This is a genomic window from Chryseobacterium sp. Leaf394 (genome assembly GCF_001424105.1).
Lineage (GTDB): Bacteria > Bacteroidota > Bacteroidia > Flavobacteriales > Weeksellaceae > Chryseobacterium.
In genome coordinates this window covers 1685639-1706937 of sequence record NZ_LMQH01000011.1, presented here as the reverse complement: position 1 = coordinate 1706937, position 21299 = coordinate 1685639, and the positions used below count along the sequence as shown (strand labels likewise).

General features: G+C 35.8%; 15 protein-coding genes. 7 read left to right on the top strand and 8 right to left on the bottom strand.

What is annotated here, in order from left to right:
- The first annotated feature begins 210 nt into the window (after positions 1-210).
- Entirely contained in the window at positions 211-1317 is a 1107-nt protein-coding gene (locus tag ASG21_RS12400) for a M14 family zinc carboxypeptidase (RefSeq protein WP_056080452.1), read from the top strand.
- Positions 1318-2170: 853 nt separating this feature from the next.
- Here ASG21_RS12400 and ASG21_RS12390 read toward each other — a convergent pair.
- The gene (locus tag ASG21_RS12390; protein WP_056080447.1) at positions 2171-2677 is read right to left on the bottom strand and encodes a DUF4920 domain-containing protein; all 507 of its coding nucleotides are present in this window, start codon (positions 2675-2677) and stop codon (positions 2171-2173) included.
- A gap of 304 nt (positions 2678-2981) precedes the next feature.
- Here ASG21_RS12390 and ASG21_RS12385 point away from each other — a divergent pair, with 304 nt between their 5' ends.
- Positions 2982-3335 (top strand): MmcQ/YjbR family DNA-binding protein, encoded by a 354-nt coding sequence (locus tag ASG21_RS12385; RefSeq protein WP_056080438.1) that lies wholly within the window; start codon positions 2982-2984, stop codon positions 3333-3335.
- 35 nt (positions 3336-3370) lie between these two features.
- Here the strand turns inward: ASG21_RS12385 and ASG21_RS12380 are convergent, their stop codons facing one another.
- Positions 3371-4291: a bifunctional riboflavin kinase/FAD synthetase gene (locus tag ASG21_RS12380; RefSeq protein WP_056080435.1), complete on the bottom strand. Its 921-nt coding sequence runs from the start codon at positions 4289-4291 to the stop codon at positions 3371-3373.
- A gap of 226 nt (positions 4292-4517) precedes the next feature.
- Between ASG21_RS12380 and atpD the strand changes: the two genes are divergently transcribed.
- From atpD to ASG21_RS12365, 3 genes are all read left to right on the top strand, one after another.
- The gene (atpD, locus tag ASG21_RS12375; protein WP_056080432.1) at positions 4518-6026 is read left to right on the top strand and encodes a F0F1 ATP synthase subunit beta; all 1509 of its coding nucleotides are present in this window, start codon (positions 4518-4520) and stop codon (positions 6024-6026) included.
- A 79-nt stretch (positions 6027-6105) separates the two neighbouring features.
- Positions 6106-6387 (top strand): F0F1 ATP synthase subunit epsilon, encoded by a 282-nt coding sequence (locus ASG21_RS12370; protein WP_056082381.1) that lies wholly within the window; start codon positions 6106-6108, stop codon positions 6385-6387.
- A gap of 85 nt (positions 6388-6472) precedes the next feature.
- Positions 6473-7303: a hypothetical protein gene (locus ASG21_RS12365; protein WP_056080429.1), complete on the top strand. Its 831-nt coding sequence runs from the start codon at positions 6473-6475 to the stop codon at positions 7301-7303.
- 241 nt (positions 7304-7544) lie between these two features.
- Here ASG21_RS12365 and ASG21_RS12360 read toward each other — a convergent pair whose 3' ends face one another.
- Entirely contained in the window at positions 7545-9731 is a 2187-nt protein-coding gene (locus tag ASG21_RS12360; protein ID WP_056080426.1) for a radical SAM protein, read from the bottom strand.
- Positions 9732-9824: 93 nt separating this feature from the next.
- Between ASG21_RS12360 and ASG21_RS12355 the strand changes: the two genes are divergently transcribed.
- On the top strand, positions 9825-11144 hold the full coding sequence (locus ASG21_RS12355; protein ID WP_056080423.1) for a GDSL-type esterase/lipase family protein: 1320 nt from the start codon (positions 9825-9827) through the stop codon (positions 11142-11144).
- An 18-nt stretch (positions 11145-11162) separates the two neighbouring features.
- Here ASG21_RS12355 and ASG21_RS12350 read toward each other — a convergent pair whose 3' ends face one another.
- From ASG21_RS12350 to ASG21_RS12330, 5 genes are all read right to left on the bottom strand, one after another.
- Positions 11163-12824: an MBOAT family O-acyltransferase gene (locus ASG21_RS12350; RefSeq protein WP_056080421.1), complete on the bottom strand. Its 1662-nt coding sequence runs from the start codon at positions 12822-12824 to the stop codon at positions 11163-11165.
- On the bottom strand, positions 12821-14167 hold the full coding sequence (locus tag ASG21_RS12345; RefSeq protein ID WP_056080417.1) for a hypothetical protein: 1347 nt from the start codon (positions 14165-14167) through the stop codon (positions 12821-12823). The genes ASG21_RS12350 and ASG21_RS12345 overlap by 4 nt, the downstream gene beginning before the upstream one ends.
- A 130-nt stretch (positions 14168-14297) precedes the next feature.
- Positions 14298-14762, bottom strand: coding sequence for a glucosaminidase domain-containing protein (locus ASG21_RS12340; RefSeq protein WP_056082378.1), 465 nt, complete (start codon positions 14760-14762; stop codon positions 14298-14300).
- Between the two features lie 447 nt (positions 14763-15209).
- A complete protein-coding gene (locus ASG21_RS12335; RefSeq protein ID WP_056080416.1) occupies positions 15210-16472 on the bottom strand; it encodes a pyridoxal phosphate-dependent aminotransferase family protein in 1263 nt (420 codons plus the stop codon).
- A 106-nt stretch (positions 16473-16578) separates the two neighbouring features.
- The gene (locus ASG21_RS12330) at positions 16579-17616 is read right to left on the bottom strand and encodes a cysteine synthase family protein (protein ID WP_056080413.1); all 1038 of its coding nucleotides are present in this window, start codon (positions 17614-17616) and stop codon (positions 16579-16581) included.
- Positions 17617-17840: 224 nt separating this feature from the next.
- Between ASG21_RS12330 and ASG21_RS12325 the strand changes: the two genes are divergently transcribed.
- Positions 17841-21299 (top strand): DUF2723 domain-containing protein (locus ASG21_RS12325; RefSeq protein ID WP_056080410.1); only part of this gene is annotated, 3459 nt, incomplete at its 3' end.

Sequence of the window (21299 nt, the reverse complement as noted above, 5' to 3'; positions counted from 1 at the left end):
ATACTTAAAGTAAATAACAAGTAAAGATTTAATTAAATTTTATAAATATTTGATTTACTTGTAATTAAGTTTGTTTAATTAAATTATTATTAATTAACAATTTTGTCCACAGACAATCTGACAATTTACATTGTTTAACAATGTGACAAATGTAAATTTTATATTTAATTTAAATTGTAGTATTTTTGAACGATGTAAATTGTTATTAGAATGAAATTCGAAGATTGTTACAAACCTAAACCTGACTTCCCTAACCGCTATATTTCTCCTCAAAAATTATTTTCCTTCCTGCAGAGCAGCTACAGCGATTTGATCACAGAGATTGGAAGATCGTTTCATAATCAACCAATTTACTGTCTGACTATTGGAACTGGTTCTGTAAAAGTTATTGCCTGGTCTCAGATGCACGGAAATGAGTCTAATGCCACCCACGCAATGATCGATTTGCTTTACAGCCTCGAAAATGATGATGATCTGAAGAATATTCTTCTGAGCCAGATTACGCTTGATTTCATTTTTATGCTGAATCCTGACGGATCTGATAGATGGACCCGCCTTAATGCCCAGGAGCTCGATCTCAACCGGGATTTCCACGCCAATCAGACGGCGGAACTGAAGTTTCTGAAAAAAAAGATTGAAGCAGGGAATTATGACTACGCGCTCAATCTTCATGAGCAACGTACGATTTTTACAACCGACGGCATACATCCCGCTACGCTGTCATTTCTGTCGCCTTCAGAAGACGCAGACAGGAAAATTACAGAGAACAGGAAAAAATGCATGGCTGTTATCGCTGAAGTCAACAGTGAACTGCAAAAGCTGATTCCTAATCATATTGGCCGGTATTCTGACGAGTTTTATCCTACGTCCACCGGCGATAATTTCATAAAAGCAGGTTTGCCTACGATACTTTTTGAAGGCGGACATTTTCAGGATGACTATCTGAGAAAAGAGACAAGAAAGTATTACACAATCGCTCTGTATTACGCCTTAAATTCAATAGCAAAACTGAAAGGTGGAACTGAAGGTTGGGAAACTTATTCTGATATTCCTGAAAATAAAGAAACGCATTATGACATTATTTACAGAAATGTAAAGCTGAATACTGATCACGACTGCATTTTGGATATTGCAGTTCAGTACAGGGAACTTTACGAAGAGGGAAGCGAAGAAATCACATTTGTACCTTATGTTATTGCAGTAGGTGATGTGAAAAATAAAAAGGGTTGGAAAGAAATCGACTGTAGAGGGAAAAAGTTTATTTCAGAAACCAAATACCCGAAACTGGATGAGACTGTAAAATTTTCATTTGAATAAAAAATAAAAAAGGGTTTTTCAGAACAGAAGCTTTTCAAATAACAATTTTAAAATAAATTTATGATATTACATTTTTCACAACCAATCATTTTAATCTTATTGTTTTGTTTTATTGTTTGTTATAAATATTTATTTAGAAAAAATGTGTTGATTAATGTAATATTAGATTTTTTAACAGGAACAATTCTTCTTCACTTATCAACAGACTATTTTGAAAATCAAATTTTTCATTTAAATGAACATGGACGTGGGCATGGGGGGATAATGTACTATTTAACTAATTTTGTTTTATTTGCGATATTATATACAATATCAACAATTATTTTCTATTCGAAAAGAAATAAACTTGTCAGCATTCTTGTTCCTATAATGATATATGTATTTTATATAATTGATATTTGTTTATTTGAAGACTACTCTAAACTAAATAAAAAAATTACTCTATTTTCTATTTTCATAGCTTTTTTTCCAATTTACATTTATAACTATTTTAAGATATTTAATAAGTACAATTATTTATCAAGAAAGGAGGAATAAAACTAAGTTTAGAGCAAATATTTATATGAAATAAATAAAGGCGATTGTCAATATCTTGATAATAACAGATGTAACGAACCTTCCACAGAGCTGTACTGTCAAAATTATTCAAATTAGTTTTTACGTATTTATTTAAAAATTTATATACATTTTTAAATACTAAAAAAACCCAACAATTTGTTGGGCTCTATTATTTTTTTTCCGAAAAGATTTCTACTAATACAGAATCATCAGGAGCAGATGAGATGGAATAATTATCATCAATAAATCGGCGAAGCAAGAATCTTCGCCGATTTCCGTTTAAATTTTTTAGAAATTAGTTCACTACTTTGATTCCTGTAGCTACAAACCTGATTTCTTCTTTTGTTTTTGTAATAGCATCAATTTCAGCCTGGGATTTTTTTGCATCAGTAGCATAATGCTTCTGTTCGTCCACTGAAATGGTTTTCACCTCTGCAGTTCCGTCCATCACAACGTTTTTCCCTTTCAAAGCGGTAGGAACGAAGAATGCATAATCTTTCATTTTTACAAAAAACTCAGAATTATCGTCAGTCTTTATAGTCAACCAGCATCCTTTTTTCTGGCAAACGTCGGTTACCGTACCTTTTACAGCAACATTTTCAATTTTCTTTTCTTTTTTCAGCTTTTTTCCAAGCTTGTCAACATTTATTGCTTTAGATTCAGATTTGGCAGCAACAGCTGATCCGTAAGTGTCGCCTACGATAGCGTTTCCTTCCGGTGGACCTGCTTTTTTGGTTTCCTGTGCGAAGGCAAAAGTTGATGCGCTTACCGCCAATACCAATATCAAAGATTTGATTTTCATATAAAATAATTTTTACAAAAATACTAATTATAATGAATGCAAATAAAAATTAAATAAAAATCATGCATTTTCCTGAAAGGTTTTTGATTTTATACAGATAGATTTAAAGGTAAATTTTCGAAACTTTTCTCTCTGTCAGACCTTTCTAGGTTCAAAAGTTCATTAATTTTCATCAGAAGCAAATTCTTTAATGGTTGTGAAATTAAATTGGATGAAGTTAAACAGACTCTCAGGAATAGAATTTTAATGTACAGTACAGTCGTGATTATTATTGGCTTTTTATTAAATTCGTCAAAAATAAAAAATGGATGCCAACGAAGTTTTAGAATACTGTTTAGCAAAAAAAGGCGTTACAGAGAGTTTTCCTTTTGATCAGGAAACTTTGGTAATGAAAGTAGGAACCAAAATGTTTCTGCTCATATCACTTGATAAGCAACCGCTCAGCATTGCTGTGAAAACCAATCCTGAATGGAGTGAGGAACTTCGTGAACAACATCCGCAAATCACGGGAGCTTATCACATGAATAAAACGCACTGGAATTCTGTTTCTCTGGACGGTTTGAAAAAAGATTTGGTTTTAAAACTGATTGATCATTCTTACGATCTGGTATTTCAGTCTCTGACGAAAAAAGCGATGGAAGAGATTAAGAATTTGTAGTAACTACAGATTAGTATGATAAAGAATGGGAAAATTTAAAACGAAAAAGCCTCAGTCAGTCTTTTATCCTCATCCAATCTCTCTACCAACTTTTCAATCCCTTCAAACTTAATTTCCTCATGAAGAAAATCTCTGAATTTCACAGTGATTTTTTCATCATAAATATCACCTTCGAAGTCAAGAATATAAACTTCAACTGTTAATTTTTCTCCATTTACGGTTGGGTTGGTACCTACACTGAGCATTCCTTTATACTGTTGATCTTTCACAAAAACTTCAACAATATAAGCGCCTTTTTTAGGCAAAAGCTTTGATGATGCGGTTTCAATATTAGCGGTAGGATAACCAATGGTTCTGCCTAATTTTTTCCCATGAACCACAGTTCCGGAAACAGAGTAGGAGTAACCGAGCATCTCGTTGGCCTCTTTTATATCTGCAGCCAGAAGGGCATTTCTTATTTTGGTTGAGCTGATGTTATTTTCATGAATGTTGATGGCTTCCATCTGTTCAACTTCAAAGCCGAGTTCTTTCGAAAGTTTCTGCAGCAATTCAAAATTTCCGCTTTTATTTTTTCCGAAGACGTGGTCGTAGCCAACGATCAGATACTTTACGTTGAGTTTTTCAACTAAAATCTGTCTTACAAATTCTTCACCGGTAAGATTTCTGAATTCTTCGTCAAATTCTTTCAGAAAAAGATTGTTTACACCATATTTTTCCATCAGAACCTGTTTCTCTTCCAATGTATTGAGAAGTTTTAAGTCTTCATTGGGATTAAAAACAAATCTTGGATGAGGCCAGAAAGTAAGAATTGCGGTCTCAAGATTTTTCTCAGAACCTGTTTTAGTGAGTTCGTCAATAATGCTTTTATGCCCCAAATGAACCCCATCAAACATTCCTAAAGACAGCGCCAAAGGCTTCTGAGACTGATAATCACTAAAATTTTTGAAAACTTTCAACCTGAAAAAATTTGACTGCAAATATAAAGATAATGTAACAATGTACCAATGTAATAGTGTAACAATATATTAATGCAGTAAATTCAAATATTTTCGGGAAAAATTATTGGTAAACTGATCCATTGTTAGATTGGTAAATTAGTAAAAAAGTATGATAAAAATCTTTTTTTTAGCAATTGCGTGTTTATGAAGAATCGTTATATTTGCACCAAGAAAAAATTTAGCAATGGCAAACCAAATAGTAGGTAAAATTTCTCAAATCATTGGTCCGGTAATCGACGTTGTGTTTTCAAACGTAGAAGTAGTACCAAGCATTTATGATGCATTAGAAATTACAAAAGAAAACGGTGAAAAAGTAGTATTGGAAGTTGAGCAGCACATTGGCGAAGATACAGTAAGATGTATCGCTATGGATGCTACCGATGGTCTTAAAAGAGGTCAGGAAGTAATTGGATACGGAAATCCTATTACTATGCCAATCGGTGATGCGGTAAACGGAAGACTTTTCAACGTTGTAGGTGACGCTATCGATGGGCTTCAGAATATTTCTAAAGAAGGTGGTCTTCCTATTCACAGACCAGCTCCGAAATTTGATCAGCTTTCAACTTCTGCAGAAGTTTTATTCACAGGTATTAAAGTAATCGACTTGGTTGAGCCTTACGCAAAAGGAGGTAAAATCGGATTGTTCGGTGGTGCAGGTGTTGGTAAAACTGTATTGATTCAGGAGTTGATTAACAATATTGCAAAAGGACACGGTGGTCTTTCTGTTTTTGCCGGTGTAGGTGAAAGAACGAGAGAAGGAAATGACCTTTTGAGAGAAATGCTTGAATCAGGTATTATTAAATACGGTGATGACTTCATGCATTCTATGGAAAACGGCGGTTGGGATCTTTCTAAAGTTGACCTTGAAGTTATGAAAGAATCTAAAGCTGCTTTCGTATTCGGACAGATGAATGAGCCGCCAGGAGCAAGAGCCAGAGTAGCACTTTCTGGTCTTACATTAGCTGAGTACTACAGAGACGGTGGTGAAACAGGACAGGGTAGAGACGTACTTTTCTTTGTTGATAACATCTTCCGTTTTACGCAGGCTGGTTCTGAGGTATCTGCACTTTTAGGCCGTATGCCTTCTGCGGTAGGTTACCAACCGACTTTGGCATCTGAAATGGGTGCGATGCAGGAAAGAATTACTTCAACTAAAAACGGTTCAATTACTTCAGTACAGGCGGTTTACGTACCTGCGGATGACTTAACTGACCCTGCTCCTGCTACAACGTTTGCTCACTTAGATGCAACAACAGTATTGGACAGAAAAATTGCTTCATTAGGTATTTACCCAGCGGTAGATCCATTGGCTTCTACTTCAAGAATCCTCGCTCCGGAAATCATTGGTGCAGAGCATTATGACTGTGCTCAGAGAGTAAAAGAAATTCTTCAGAGATACAAAGCTCTTCAGGATATTATCGCAATTCTTGGTATGGAAGAACTTTCTGAAGAAGATAAATCAGTAGTTTACCGTGCAAGAAAAGTTCAGAGATTCTTATCTCAGCCTTTCCACGTAGCTGAACAGTTTACAGGTATCCCAGGATCTTTGGTAGATATTAAAGATACCATCAAAGGATTCAACATGATTATGGATGGTGAATTGGATCACTTACCGGAAGCTGCTTTCAACTTGAAAGGAACTATCGAGGAGGCAATTGAAGCCGGAGAAAAAATGTTGGCGGATAACGCTTAAAATAATAACAATTTGAGATTTGAAATTTGAGATTCCTGGTAATTTCAAATTTCAAACATCAAATTTCAAATTTGTTTATATGATCATAAAAATTTTAACACCGGAACACGTAGTTTTTGAAGGAGAAGTAAGCTCAGTTTTGCTTCCTGGGAAAAACGGTGAATTTCATATTATGAAAAATCACGCAGGAATCGTTTCTTCACTCGTTGGTGGTAAGGTGAAACTTTTTACACAGTCTGTGGATGAAGCTTTTGCTAAAAACCTTACCAAAGAAAATGATAAAGATTCTATTTTTTCTTTCCCGATCAAAAGCGGTGTTGTAGAGTTTAATCATAACAAAGGAATCATTCTTTGCGAATAATTAAATTGAAAAGCTAAATATATTTTCAAGGAAAGTGTAACTTTGTTACACTTTTTTTTATTCAACCAAATCATAAACTGTCTTCATGAGAATATTTTTCGTCATCTTATTTTCCGTTTGCAGCAGTATTTTTAATGGCCAGATTATCAAAACCAAAAGAGGAATTGTAACGATTGATGGTGTTCACGTTGCCAAAGTGAATTACAAAAGTGGAATTTACACTTTTATGGATCTGAAAGAAACACCCATGTACACCATAGAATTTGTCGACAAAAGCGTAACAGATTCTGTGCGCGACAGCTACATCAAACTCAACCGTATTTACAATCAGGATAAAACGCTGGAGATGGATTATGTTTCTCCATCAGCATTTTCGGGAGAGGAAAAATCTGCAGTTTTTACCTGCATCAAAGAACTTAAAGTCATAGACAACAGAGGAATCAACATTAAAAATCTGGATGCCATCTTCACAAATTCTCCTAAACGAAAATTTGATAACCGGACCAAAGATGCCTACACCATAAAATCGAAAGTTGACAGATTAAATATTACGGTAAACAATGTTGGTGAAATTTTAAGCAACGGAAAACCAGTAGGTTATTTTACAAATCTGCCCGTAAGTTTTGGTTCTGAAGACACTATTTCAGATAAAACATTTGTAGATATTGAAATTTATGATGCTAAAAGTAAGTACATCGGAAGATATATTACCACAACAAAACAACTCAAAAGTGCAGGTGGCAAAACATTCACTCTCTACAGGGAAATGTCTGGCAGAGCTTCCATTCTGAAATTCCCGACGTACAAAGCCATTGCCGAGAGAATGGCAATCATGGATCCTAACTTTATAAAAATTCAAGAGAAAGTAACTGTAGGTGAAGTTGTGAGAGATGGAATTGAAAAAGATAAAAAATAAATTCTTTATCGTTCTGAAAAAAATAGTAGTCGTTTATCTTTTTGTATAAAATAGCTAAACTTCTGTAAAAAATAAAATTCTGAAAATATTTTTTCAGAATTTTTTCTTTATATTATTCTTAGTAATCTTAGAATTTTTTTATAATTTAATCCTGTCGATCCGAAGTGAAAATACATTTAATATCTTTAAATCTCAAGTCTCAAATCTCAAATCTCAAATCTCAAATCTTGAATCTTAAATTTTAAAGACTCAGTATCACACCATTTTCTTTCAACTGCTGCATCGGTTTTGAAAACCAAAATAATTCAAAGTCTTCAAAATTTTGTTCGAATTGAGATTTAAGTTGCTGAAGTGTAATCTTTTGTGACTGATCTACATAATTTTCCTTCATCATTTTCATCAGCCATTCTGCGTGATCAGGCTCCAGATCGATGCTAACAACATTTGTTTTTAGATGGACTGTAATTTTCGTATACGGATATTCAGTTTGTTTTTTCTTTTTTAAACGATTCTCAGCGATTACATTTTTAGCTAAAAACAGTATTTTTGAATTGGGTTTAAATTTAAAATCTTCTTCCTTCAGCAAACAATCATGAATATAATCCGGATGAACTGTTGTCCTGGGAATTTTAAAATCAAACCAATCCTGAAGAGGAATTTCAAAATTAATTCCGTGCATATAATTGAAGAGTGATTTTTTCAGACCAAAACTGAATTTTCCGTGATCGATTCCGGTTCTGTCTGTAAAATCAATATCGTTGTTGGCAAATACAATTTCCTGTTTTAATGGCGTCACACCAAACTCTTCAGGATTTAAACCGACTGGCGAGTGGGCAGTCATTGCAAACTGGTGCCAGAATCCACTCTGTAAAATTCCCATTTCAAAAAGCTGGCGAACCATTTCCAGAGAATCAATTGTCTCCTGAATTGTCTGAGTCGGGTAGCCGTACATCAGATAAGCATGAATCATAATTCCGGCTTCTGTGAAATTTCTTGTTACTTTGGCAACCTGTTCTACAGAAATTCCTTTGTCGATCAATTTTAACAAGCGGTCACTTGCCACTTCCAGTCCACCGGAAACAGCAACACAACCAGAAAGTTTCAGCAGAAAACATAAATCTCTTGTAAAACTTTTTTCAAATCGAATATTGGTCCACCATGTCACGACAAGGTTTCTTCTCAGAATTTCAAGGGCAACTTCCCGCATCAATGCTGGCGGAGCGGCTTCATCCACAAAATGAAATCCTGTTTCGCCGGTTTGAGCAATCAGTTCTTCCATTCTGTCAACCAGAATTTTGGCTGAAATCGGTTCGTAAATTTTAATGTAATCTAAAGAAATATCGCAGAATGTACATTTGCCCCAGTAGCAACCATGCGCCATCGTAAGTTTGTTCCACCGTCCGTCACTCCATAAACTGTGCATGGGATTCGCAATTTCAATTACCGAAATATATTGATCTAACTGTAAATCAGTATAATCCGGCGTTCCGATATCTGCCTGTTTGTAATCGTGTCGTTTAGAATTATTTTTATAGACAACCTCTTCATTTTCAAGTAAAAAAGTTCTTTTAAATTCTAAATTTTCTGCTTTATCTAAATTTTCGCACAGCAATTCCAAAGGAACTTCTCCGTCATCTAAAGTTATGAAATCGAAAAATTCAAAAACTCGTTTGTCTTTTATTTCTCTCAACTCCGTATTCGGAAAACCGCCGCCCATGGCAGTTTTTATGTCAGGATATTTTTCTTTGATCAACTTTGAACACCGAAAAGCAGAGTATAAATTTCCGGGAAAAGGAACTGAAAAACATACAAGTTTCGGCTGAACAATTTTTAGTTTTTCGTCAAGAATTTCTAAAGTTATTTCATCAATAAATGTTTTATTTCCTGTAATTTTCAGATATAGCTCATCAAACGAATTGGCCGATTTACCCAATCTTTCAGCATATCTGCTAAAACCAAAATCAGAATCCACAGCTTCAACTATGAAATCAGATAAATCTTCTAAGTATAATGTAGACAGATGTTTGGCTTTATCCTGCAAACCCATGTTTCCGAAAGCAAACTCCATGTCATCCAGCTGATTAAATCTGGAAGCTTCGGGCAAAAAATTCATCGAACAGATCTGTCTTGCCAGCGTAGGATTTTTCCCCTGGAGAAAAGAAATCACCTGATCGACCGTTTTGATGTATTCAGCTTTTAAACTGAAAATCCGTTGGGAATTTTCTGAAATTAAATGAAGATTGATATTTTCTGAAAAAATTTTGTGAAGACCTTTTCGCGAAAACAACTGCAGAATTACCTCAATTCCCAAATCGATCTGGAAGCTTGAAATATTTTTTGTATTCAAAAAACCTTTGATATAAGCTGTAGCAGGATAGGGCGTATTGAGTTGCGTAAAAGGCGGAGTAATGAGCAGAAGATCTTTCAACAAAAATTTTTTGCAAATTTACGGTTTAAAATGAAACCAACATATTCCATTTGGATAGAATAAATTTCAGATAAAAATTTCTAAATTCACATCATGAAATTTTCTCTTACGATTTTATCAGTAGCTTTTATCGCATTTTCTTTCAATGCAGAAGCACAAACTATTGAAAATGAATTGGTTTTAAAACCTTTCTTTGAAAAGTTAACCAAAAATCAGGTTACGCAAATTCTTTTTATTGGAGATTCTCACATTCAGGCGGATCATCTGACCGGTTATCTTCGGAAAAAATTTCAGGATCAGTACGGAAATGCAGGTCGCGGGTTGGTTTTTCCATATCAGGTTGCCAACACAAACGGTGCAGAAGATTTTTCTTCGGTAAGCAATCGTGCCTGGGAAACCTTCAGGTTGGTACATGAACAGAAACTTTTTCCGGAAATCGGTGCTGCAGGTTTTGTGATTGGAAATCAAGAAGAATCTTTTTTGGAAATTTCTTTCAAAAATCCTGAAGACAGTTTCGAAAAGGTTGTGATTTTCAATGATGCTCAAATGAATGGAGGAAGTTTTTCACTGTATAATGAACGACAGCCGCTGAAAGATTTTGTTCAGAAGAAAACTGAAAGACTGAATCATACAGCTTCGGCAAATCAGACTTTTCATGAAATTGTCTCAAAATACAACACAACGACCACGAAACTCCGCGCAATGAATGGGGATAAGATTTTAAATCCTAAAGAAGGTTCTGTCTATAAAGTTGAAATGAATTTTTTAAATTATAATCCTGATTTTGAGCAAAATACAGAGTTGATTGGTGAATATAGATTCAGTACTTCAAAAACCGAAGTTGATTTTAAAAAACCTCAAAATATATTTCTGTTAAAGACAAATAATCCCCAGGGAAACACTTTTTATGGTTTTCAGTTTCTTAAAAATGTGAATAAAGGTGTCGTTTTTAATACTGTTGGAGTGAATGGCGCAACATACAGCGATTTTTTGAAGTATCCGCTTCAGCTTCAGCAACTTTCAAAAATGAAGTCAGATATTCTGATTATTGCTTTGGGAACAAACGAAGCTTTCGGAAAAGTTGAAAAAGAAGAATTTCAAAAAAATGTAACTGACGTAATTTCTAAATTCAGAAATGAAAATCCAAATCTGCCTGTTTTATTGATTGGTCCGCCGGATAATTCACCAAGGGAAGGAAGAACGATTGAAGTGATCAGCTGGATTAGGGAAAGTGCGGGACAAAACAACGTTGCTTTCTTTAATCTCTTTGAAGCAACGGGTGGAAAAGGTTCTTTCAAGAAAGCTCAGGCACGGAAAGAGGCAAGTGGCGATGGCGTTCATTACCTGAAACCGGGCTATGAAAAACAAGCTGAAGCTATTTGGAAAGTGATAAAAAAACCTGCAGAAAATTAATCTGCAGGTTTTTATTTTTTAAAACTGAAGGTAAATCGGTAAAACCTGTTCCGCAGATTTAAAATATCCGTAGAGAATCAGAAATCCAAAAAATACAATGATATATGCCGTGAGTGGAACTGTTTTTAGTTTAGCAACTCCTTTTTCTGCCCAATCATCCGGAATTAAATGGATCATCATCGCAAAAACAATCATCCAGATCACTTTTTTATAATTGTCGTAGAACGGTAAGAATACTTCGGCATCAAAATTATAAAGGATCTGATTGATCATGGTGATGGCAGCATCATAGTTTTCTGCTCTGAAAAATATCCACCCAAAACAGACAAAGTGAAAAGTAAAAATTCCCATGATAACTCTGTAAACCACAGAATTATTAATTCCTGACAAAGCTTTCCCGGTGAGAAGCATCCAGATTTTATGAAGTCCAAGTCCGATACCGTGAATGGCTCCCCAAATAATGAAATTCCAGCTTGCACCGTGCCAGAAACCGCCTAAAAGCATCGTTGTCAGAAGGTTGAAATTCGCGGCAATTCCATTTGTATTTTTTGTGATAATAGCAGGAATCAGAAATATTAAAAGTAAAACTATTGCAACGAGAGAGGCGAATACATAATTTAATTTAAATAAATTCACCGACATTAAAAATGCGCCGACTAAAAATAAAGTAACAAAAATAATCGAAGCAACAGAGAATTTTCTGTTTCCGCCAAGCGGAATGTAAAGGTAATCTTTCAGCCACGAAGACAGTGAAATGTGCCATCTTCTCCAGAATTCTGTGATATTTTTACTTTGATAAGGTGAGAAAAAGTTGGCAGGAATTTTAAAACCTAACCACAGCGCAATTCCAATTGCAATATCACTGTATCCGCTGAAATCACAATAAATTACCATTGCATAGCCATAAACTGCAAACAAATTTTCGAGTCCCGTGTGCAGTGAGGGCGTATCAAAGATGTAATTAACTAAATTAAGTGTGATATAATCTGATATAACGAGTTTTTTGATCAGTCCGGAGACAATCAGATAAAAACCCATTGCGAAATCCCGTTCAGAAATGACATAAGGTTTGTTGATCTGCGGAACAAAATCATGCGCTCTCACAATCGGACCCATCATCAGTTTTGGGAAAAACGACAGGAAAAGTAAATAATCTGTGAACTTTTTCGCCGGTTCAAAATCGCCACGGTAAACGTCGATGGTGTAGCTTAAATTTTCAAACGTGAAAAACGAAATCCCGATTGGCAAGATAATATGCAAAGGATGAAGTTCTGTCGTAAAAATTTCATTGGAAATTGTAATGAAAAAATTGGTGTACTTGTAATAAAACAAAATCGCCAGGTTGATGACAATACTTAAAACCAAAAGCGAGGTCTTTCCCGATTTAACTTTTGATCTGTAAATAAGATTTGACAACGCAAAATTAATCAGTGCCGAAACGACCACCAATCCTACAAACCATCCGCTCGCTTTATAAAAAAAGTAAAGGGAGAAAAATGTGAAAACATATCTTCTTGCCGTGTGATGATTTTTCAGCAGGAAAAAAAGCAATATGAAGAGCGTGAAAAAATATACAAAAAAACCATTGTTGAATAGCAAAGGATTTTTCGGATCATACAGAAACTGGTTCAGAAAAGCATTCCAGTCAAATGAAGAAAAAAGATTTTCTAACTGTTTCATTTTGCTGTTGGGGTAGTTGGTTTGTATTTTTTGTAATCTTTGATAAGCGCCTGATATATTTTCTGAGCCAGAACATCCGTTCCTTTTGCATTGGGATGGATGTAATCTTTATTCGCCAAAGGTGGATTCTGCAATGCCCAGCCGACGATTGAATTTTTCCCGCCCATCGTTTCAAACAGATTGAAAAATGCCAGATTATAATCAAAAGCCAGTTGTGCCTGAGTTTCAAGAACATTTGGGAGGCCGGTTGCGGTTTCGTAAGTTCCGTTGTACATAAAGGCTCTGTCGGCGCTGCTTACAAGAAGAATGTCTGTTTTCGGAAAAGCTTTATTAAATTTTTCCAGTACAGGTTTCATATTTTTGGTGTAGAATGAAAAATCTTCTGTATCAGGCTTCCAGAGAAGGTTTACACCATATTGCATAACAATCAGATCATATTGACTGGAATTCTGAACAGCTTTTAAAAAGTCTTCATCAATTTTTTTAAATTCAATTCCTGTAATTCCTCTGAAAGAAAAATTATCGAGAATAATTCCGTTTTCAGATTCAAAACTCATCCCGTAGACCGGCATTGACGCAGAATTACTTTTGAAATTAACAGTTGCTAAAGTATCTGAGGAAAGCAATTGAGAATTAACGAGAGAATTTCCATTCAGCCTGACATTGCTGCCGTTGAAATTGATACTTCCCCCACCTGCGTTTCCGTAGAGTAGATATTTTTGCAAAGTCTGGGTAGATGAAACCGATTTATCCGTCAGTACAGAATTTCCCATTCCGCTGAAGCTGAACCCTGAAATGTACATGTTTTTTGCACCTTTATCCATAAAGTTAGTGGTCTTCCACCCGGATCCTTTGATAGATGCGGTTTTCCTGAAACTTCCCACATTGGTCTGAATGGGAAGAAAACCTACACCGTAGCCGCCAAATTCTTTCTGAAGAAGCTGACGCAAGGTCTGTGTAAGTAAATCGCCCTCGATCATGCTGTCGCCGAAATAAGCAACTCTGAGTTTCCCTTTTCCTGTGGATTTGATCTGATGGAGTTTTTCCGAAAAATGGGGAAGTACATTTACATTCTGATCTTTGTAAAAACGCGTGATAAGATCCGGTTTTTTATACAGCTCAAAATCTGTAGCTAAATTTTGTTTTTTAGGATCTGATTTTGCCAATTTCCCTGCCTCTGTACTTTCTCTGTCATTTTTTTTAAAAACATCGGTAATCAGATTTACTTTTTCGAATGGTTCCCAGCTGAAACCAAAAGCAAAACTCAATACCGAGAGAATAAAGTATATACCGAAACAAATGGTAATCAGAGATACCACCCGCCAATTCTTATTTTCAAACATAAAATTTTAGGGGAAATTTAGAATGCTAATTTAATCAGTTTCAGTATTCCACACAATATGAAATAAAAAAAAGCTTCAAATTATTTTTGAAGCTTTACTTTTTTCTTTTTCTGTTCTGAATTCTGAGAATTTAGTCCTTGAGCTGGTATTTGTGAATGATAGAATTAATTCTTCTCATCCATTCTCCTGGCTGGGTAGAGTAGCCTGCACCGGCCATTGCTTTTACCCATTTTCCGAAATCTTCTGTGCCTTTCAGGGCGGTGTAGTATTTCTTTTTTACGACCAGTTTGCAAAATGCTTCGTAACTTTCTTCTTTGGATTCAAATTGTTTGTATTTAGAACCGATGTTGTTTTTGCCTACAATCCCGAAGTGATTATTTAATGCTTTGGAATTTCTGCTTGTTCCGCCTCCTGTTTCTACAAATGCTATTGCAAGTATTACAGAACTTGGTATGCCGTACTTTGATGATAATTTTTCTGCGAGAGTTTTGTTTTTTTGTATATAGCTTTGTGTCTGTGCATTTACCTGTGACGAAACGAAGCTGAATACCAAACTCAAAATTACAATTCTTAAGTACCTAAAACTGTGTTTCATAATTGTATGTTTTGAAATCATGGTTGCAAATTTACCCCTACACATACTAACAGCCTAATTTTTAACAGAATATAACGCCCAATCGACGTCCTGTGACTTTAATTAGTTAAAAATTGTTAAAAATTAGGATTTGTAAATTGTTTAAATTTTAAAGTCAAAAAGTCTAAATCATATTATGAAATTGTAATAATTTAACAGATTGTTATTAAATATTTAATTATTTTAGAGGATGTACCGCTTTTGGCGAATTTTTGAGAAATCTAAATTTTAGGTTGAACTGATTAATTTTAACCGTGAAAATTATATTCAAATTGAGTTTTATTTTAGGATTCAGGAATAGAAAATGATCTGATTTTAAATATCTTATCTAAAAAAATGTACAGCTCAGATAAAGAAAAACCAGCGGAAATATTCCGCTGGTCTGAATTATACTGAAAGAATTCTGAATTACAACTGCTTGTACTCGATGTTCATTTCTTTTTCCATTTCGGCATATACACCGGTTTCCAGTTTTTCTTTGATGCCTTCAAAAGCAGCTAAAGTTTCATTGATTTCCGAATCTGTATGTGACGCAGTAGGAATTAATCTCAACAGAATCATTCCTTTTGGAATTACCGGATATACCACAACTGAAGTGAACACACCATAGTTTTCTCTCAAGTCTTTTGCTAAAAGTGTCGCCTCAATTGTTGTTCCCTGAATGAAAACAGGAGTTACGCAGGTGTTGGTATTTCCAAGGTTGAAACCTCTTTCTTTAAGACCGTCTTGAAGCTTGGTTACATTTTCCCACAATTTATCTTTGATTTCCGGACGCGTTCTTAAAAGCTCAAGTCTTTTTAAACCTCCGATTACCATTGGCATTGTTAAAGATTTAGCAAAAATCTGAGAACGGAGATTATACTTTAAAAACTGAATAATTTTATGATCTCCGGATAAAAATGCTCCGAAACCAGCCATTGACTTTGCAAAAGTAGAGAAGTAAACATCGATCTGATCCTGACATCCCTGCTCTTCACCAGCTCCCGCTCCGGTTTTACCCAAAGTTCCGAAACCGTGTGCATCATCCACCAAAAGTCTGAAATTGAATTTAGATTTTAAATCACAGATTTCTTTCAGTTTACCCTGCATTCCTCTCATTCCGAAAACACCCTCGGTGATTACCAAAATTCCGCCGCCGTTTTCTTCAGCTACTTTTGTCGCTCTTGCGAGGTTTTTTTCTAAACTTTCAATATCATTGTGTTTGAAAGTAAAACTTTTTCCCATGTGAAGACGTACTCCGTCAACAATACATGCGTGAGAATCGGCATCATAAACGATGACGTCGTGTCTTGTAACCAACGCATCGATACACGAAACCATTCCCTGATATCCAAAATTCAAAAGATAAGAAGCTTCCTTTTGTGTAAACTCTGCCAATTCCTTCTCCAGTTGCTGGTGCTGCTGGGTTTCTCCTGACATTGCTCTTGCTCCCATCGGATAAAACATTCCGTATTCTGCCGCTGCTTTTGCATCCGCTTCCAAAACTTCAGGATGATTACACAATCCCAAATAATCGTTGGCGCTCCAGAAAATTACTTCTTTACCTTGAAATCTCATTCTCGGGCCAATAGGTCCTTCCAGTTTCGGGAAAACAAAATATCCTTCTGCGTAATCGGCAAACTGACCCAATGGCCCCGGATTTTGCTTTATTCTTTCAAATATATCTACCATTTTTTTGTAAAGGGTTTAATTGTAAATTTTAACGAACAAATTTAGTTAAATTATATAGAATGAAAAAAGCCTTTTGTTTTTTTTCAAAAGGCTTTTATTTTATTTCTTATTTTATGATTTCTGTTTTGAAAACTTCATCATAATTATGAAAACAGTTGTTGATGAATCCCTGTTCTTCCATCCATTTGTCGCTGTAAACTTTTGTGATGTAACGCGAGCCGTGGTCAGGATAAATTAAAACTACAAGATCATTTTCTGCAAACTGATGAGAGTTGGCGTATTGGATAAGCCCCTGAGTAACAGCTCCTGTTGTGTAACCTCCCATTATAGCTTCTTTTAAAGCAATTTCTCTGGTCCTGTAGGCAGACATTTCGTCGTTTACCCTAACAAACTCATCAATTTTATCGAATAGAAGGGCAGAAGGAATTAAATTTTTTCCCATTCCTTCGATCTGATAAGGATGCACATCTTCTTTATGGATTTCTCCGGTTTCGTGGAAGCTTTTCAGAATAGATCCGTCAGCATCTACACCAATGATTTTGATGTTTGGATTTTTTTCTTTTAAAAACTTAGCTGATCCGGATAAAGTTCCACCCGTTCCTGTGCATGCAAAAAGATGGGTGATTTTTCCCTGAGTCTGCTCCCAGATTTCAGGACCTGTAGTCTGGTAGTGGGCATCAACGTTAAGTTCGTTGAAATATTGATTGATGTAAACAGAATTTGGCGTTTCGGCTGCGATTCTCTTTGCAACTTCGTAGTATGATCTCGGATCATTTGCCGGAACGTTTGCCGGGCAAATGTAAACCTGTGCTCCCAAAGACTTTAGGTAGGCGATTTTCTCAGCCTTCGTTTTGTCACTTACTGCAAGAATACATTTGTATCCTTTTATAATACACACCATAGCAATAGAAAATCCGGTATTTCCGGAAGTGGTTTCCACTACTACAGATTCACTGTTCAATAAACCTTTTTTTTCTGCGTTTTCTATAATATGAAGAGCAATTCTATCTTTGGTTGAATGTCCGGGATTACATGATTCTAACTTGGCATATACGGTTGCTGGGATGTCTTTTGTGACAGTGTTAAGCTTCACCATAGGAGTGTTTCCTATAAGGCCAAGAATATTATCGTAAACATTACTCATTATTTTATTAATTTTTTCAATAAAAATCTGACCGCAAAAATACAAAAAAATAAATAATCTCTAAACTTTTGTTTGAAACTACAGCAATGATGTTAAAAAATCTTCACTTGAGTTTTGCAGTTTTCTGATTTCGCAGCCAAAATTTACGCCATTTTTTTTAAATTTTGTTAAAATCAGTATAAAATCATCTAAAAATCTTATTTTCGCATGATTGATTTAATACTATGAAAAACTGGACTTTCAGGCGATGGAATACCGTTCTCGGATGGGTGATATTCGCCATTGCCTTTATCACGTACCTCTCAACCATAGAACCCAACTTTAGTTTTTGGGATTGTGGTGAGTACATTTCTTCTGCCGTAAAACTTGAAGTGACCCACGCTCCGGGCGCCGCGCTTTTCCAAATCGTGGGTGCTGTGGCTGGTATTTTTGCTTTCGGCAAAGGCGAAAATTATTCAATTGTGATCAACGGAATGTCTGCTCTTTTCAGTGCTTTCACAATTCTTTTTCTGTTCTGGACGATTACGCACTTCGTAAGAAGACTTCTGAATAAAGAATTTGAAGAAATCAACAGACATCAGGAAATTGCCATTCTGTTCGCAGGGGTAATCGGGTCATTGTGTTTCACATTTTCAGATACTTTCTGGTTTTCTGCAGTAGAAGGCGAGGTATATTCCATGGCATCGATGTTTATTGCATTGCTTGTTTGGCTGATTACAAAATGGGAAAACGAATATCTCGCTCCGGATGCTGACCGTTGGATTGTACTGATATTTTTCATTGTAGGTCTTTCTGTAGGTGTTCACATGATGTGTATGCTTGCAATTCCTGCAGTTTGTCTTGTTTATTACGCAAGAAACTATGAATTTACATGGAAGAATTTCATCGTAGCCAATGGGGTGACGCTTTTAATTTTAATCATTGTATTTAAACTGATCTTCCCACTGATCATGACAATGTTCGGAAGACTGGAAATTTTTATGGTAAACGGAGTAGGACTGCCTTTCCACTCAGGAACGATTGCCGGATTTATCGTGATGGTTGCTGTTTCTTATTTCATCATTAAATATGCAAGAAAAGCAAAAAAGAAAATTTATCAGACGGTAGCTCTTTCCTCCGTATTTATGGTTATCGGTTTCTCATGCTGGATGGTTATTCCAATCAGAGCTAACGCCAACCCACCAATGAACCTTAATGATCCGGATACTGCCATCGGTATGCTTGATTATTACAACAGAGAACAGTACGGTGACTGGCCAACGATTTACGGACAGAACTATACTGCATTTTTAGATGCCAACGGTATTGAAAAAAATGAGGATGGAAGTTTTAAAACCGATAAAACCGGAGAGATCTACGAAAAAGATGAAAAAACCGGAACCTACAGAAAAACTGGTGACAGATTTAATTACGTTTTCAATAAGGATCATGTGAGCCTTATGCCGAGAATGTTTAATGAAGATAAAGCGGTAATGGCTAATTACATGGCTATGTATGGCGCGCCGTCTTTCGAATTTAATTTTGATAATCCTGATGTAGCAGACAGTCCGGAAGCGCAGCAGATTTTCAACGAACTCAAAACCAAATATGATGAAAAAGATATTTCTGTTTCAGATTATTTAAAGGTTAGACCTTATAATTTAATTAAAGTTCAGAGGCCTTCATTTGTTGATAACATGCATTATTTTATCACGTTCCAAAACGGATATTACTTTGTGAGATACCTTTTCTGGAACTTTGCAGGAAGACAGAATGACCTTGAAGGAAACCAGGAAATTACACGTGGAAACTGGATTTCAGGAATTCCTTTTATTGATAATGCTTTGTATGGAGATCAGAATGCAATGCCGTCAAAATTCAGAAACGAAAGTACAGTTGCATTCTTTTTCCTACCGATGCTTTTGGGTGTTTTGGGATGTTATTTCCAGCTTAACAGAGATTTCGGAAGATTCTACGCTTTATTATCTTTATTCATTTTAACAAGTATCGGAATCGTTTTCTATACAGGAATGAAGCCTTACGAGCCACGAGAAAGAGATTATGCAACTGTGGGCTCCTTCTACGCCTTTGCCATCTGGATAGGTTTGGGTGCCGGAGGAATTCTATGGTATCTGCAGTCTAAAGTGAGATCTAATTTAGCCAATATTGGTTTTGGTGTGGTGTTACTTGGAATCCCTTTGATGATGGGCTTCCAGAACTATAATGTTCATGACAGAAGCGGCCGTTATACAGCTTACGATTACTCTTACTCCATGTTGAAATCTTTACCGAAAGACGATATTTTATTTGTTTATGGAGATAATGATACGTATCCGGTTTGGGCAATGCAGGAAACGGAAAGGTTCAGAGACGATGTAAAAGTGGTTAATTTCACTTTACTTGCAACTCCTTGGAATATTGATCAGGTTAAAAGAAGAACCTACAACGCAATGCCGGTGCCGGGACAGCTGAAACATGACGATTACCGTGACGGCGTGAATGATCAGATTTACATGATGAAACCTGGCGACTGGAAAAATATTTTTGAAACCCTTCAGGCAAAAGGAACTGCAGAAGGTGTTATCAGAACTTTCCAGGGATATCTTGAAAAAGATTCAATGACGGTAAAAGAGGCTATAGAGTTCATTAAAATTCAATCTCCTGAGAAAGATGAAGTTTTAAAGGAGATATTTGGTGGAGAAAAGTATGAAAAATACAATTTCCTTCCGGTAAATAAGTTTGTAATCCCTGTAAACAAAGCGAATGCTTTAAAATCAGGAACAATTACAGCAGCAGATTTACCAAATGTGGTGGATCATATAACAGTGGATTACAAAGCGAATACTCTGTACAAAAGCAACCTGATTATGTTTGATATTCTTGCCAATTTCGACTGGAAGAGATCACTCAATTTCTCATCAGGTGGAATTTACGACAGCGAAAATATTTTCTATTTGGACGAGTATCTGCAGTTTGACGGTTTCAGCTACAGATTGGTTCCGATCCGTACACCAAGAAGCAGTGACGGTGAGATGGGAAGAGTAGACGGAAATTCTCTTTATAACATTGTGAAAAATTTCAGATGGGGTAACTTCAAAGATCTGAATGTACATTTTGATGAGACTGCTACTTCAAATATCATCGGCTACAGAGGTGCAGCAAGCAGAGCAGCAGCAGCTTTAGCTTTAAAAGGTGATAAGAAAAGAGCTCTGGAAATCCTTGATTTGGCGTCTAAAGAAATTCCTGCATCAAAATACAGTGATCCAAGATCTCTGAGCTCAATGGTGAACGGATACATCATGGCAGGACAGGAGAAAAAAGCTTTGGAAATCGCAGAAAATCTGAAGAAAGGAATTTTTGAAGAATATGATTTTTATCTGACTTTAGATCCGGCTGAGCAGAGAAATATCGGCAGACAGATGAGATCAAAACCAGCTGAGTATTCATTAGTGGTAACTGCGGTAACCGATGCTTACAGAAAACTGGGTCAGAACCAGAAAGCTTACGATTATCTTGTGAAATCTATGGAGCCTATTGATAAAAAATTCAATGCTTTCGTGAAAAAAGCTCAGGCAATGGGCAAAGACAAGGCAAGAAATGAAATAGAGGACAATGCCCAAAAAATTACCTCCTACTATTCTTACCTCATGGATGTGATTGAACCGATAGATTCTAATTTTGCCAGACAAAAAGAACAACAGATT

What these genes read in the sequence shown, in the direction of transcription:
- ASG21_RS12400 (WP_056080452.1), top strand. Translation starts at nt 211, where the DNA reads ATGAAATTCGAAGATTGTTACAAACCTAAACCTGACTTCCCTAACCGC.
- ASG21_RS12390 (WP_056080447.1), bottom strand. Translation starts at nt 2,677, where the DNA reads ATGAAAATCAAATCTTTGATATTGGTATTGGCGGTAAGCGCATCAACT.
- ASG21_RS12385 (WP_056080438.1), top strand. Translation starts at nt 2,982, where the DNA reads ATGGATGCCAACGAAGTTTTAGAATACTGTTTAGCAAAAAAAGGCGTT.
- atpD (WP_056080432.1), top strand. Translation starts at nt 4,518, where the DNA reads ATGGCAAACCAAATAGTAGGTAAAATTTCTCAAATCATTGGTCCGGTA.
- ASG21_RS12370 (WP_056082381.1), top strand. Translation starts at nt 6,106, where the DNA reads ATGATCATAAAAATTTTAACACCGGAACACGTAGTTTTTGAAGGAGAA.
- ASG21_RS12365 (WP_056080429.1), top strand. Translation starts at nt 6,473, where the DNA reads ATGAGAATATTTTTCGTCATCTTATTTTCCGTTTGCAGCAGTATTTTT.
- ASG21_RS12355 (WP_056080423.1), top strand. Translation starts at nt 9,825, where the DNA reads ATGAAATTTTCTCTTACGATTTTATCAGTAGCTTTTATCGCATTTTCT.
- ASG21_RS12350 (WP_056080421.1), bottom strand. Translation starts at nt 12,824, where the DNA reads ATGAAACAGTTAGAAAATCTTTTTTCTTCATTTGACTGGAATGCTTTT.
- ASG21_RS12345 (WP_056080417.1), bottom strand. Translation starts at nt 14,167, where the DNA reads ATGTTTGAAAATAAGAATTGGCGGGTGGTATCTCTGATTACCATTTGT.
- ASG21_RS12340 (WP_056082378.1), bottom strand. Translation starts at nt 14,762, where the DNA reads ATGAAACACAGTTTTAGGTACTTAAGAATTGTAATTTTGAGTTTGGTA.
- ASG21_RS12335 (WP_056080416.1), bottom strand. Translation starts at nt 16,472, where the DNA reads ATGGTAGATATATTTGAAAGAATAAAGCAAAATCCGGGGCCATTGGGT.
- ASG21_RS12330 (WP_056080413.1), bottom strand. Translation starts at nt 17,616, where the DNA reads ATGAGTAATGTTTACGATAATATTCTTGGCCTTATAGGAAACACTCCT.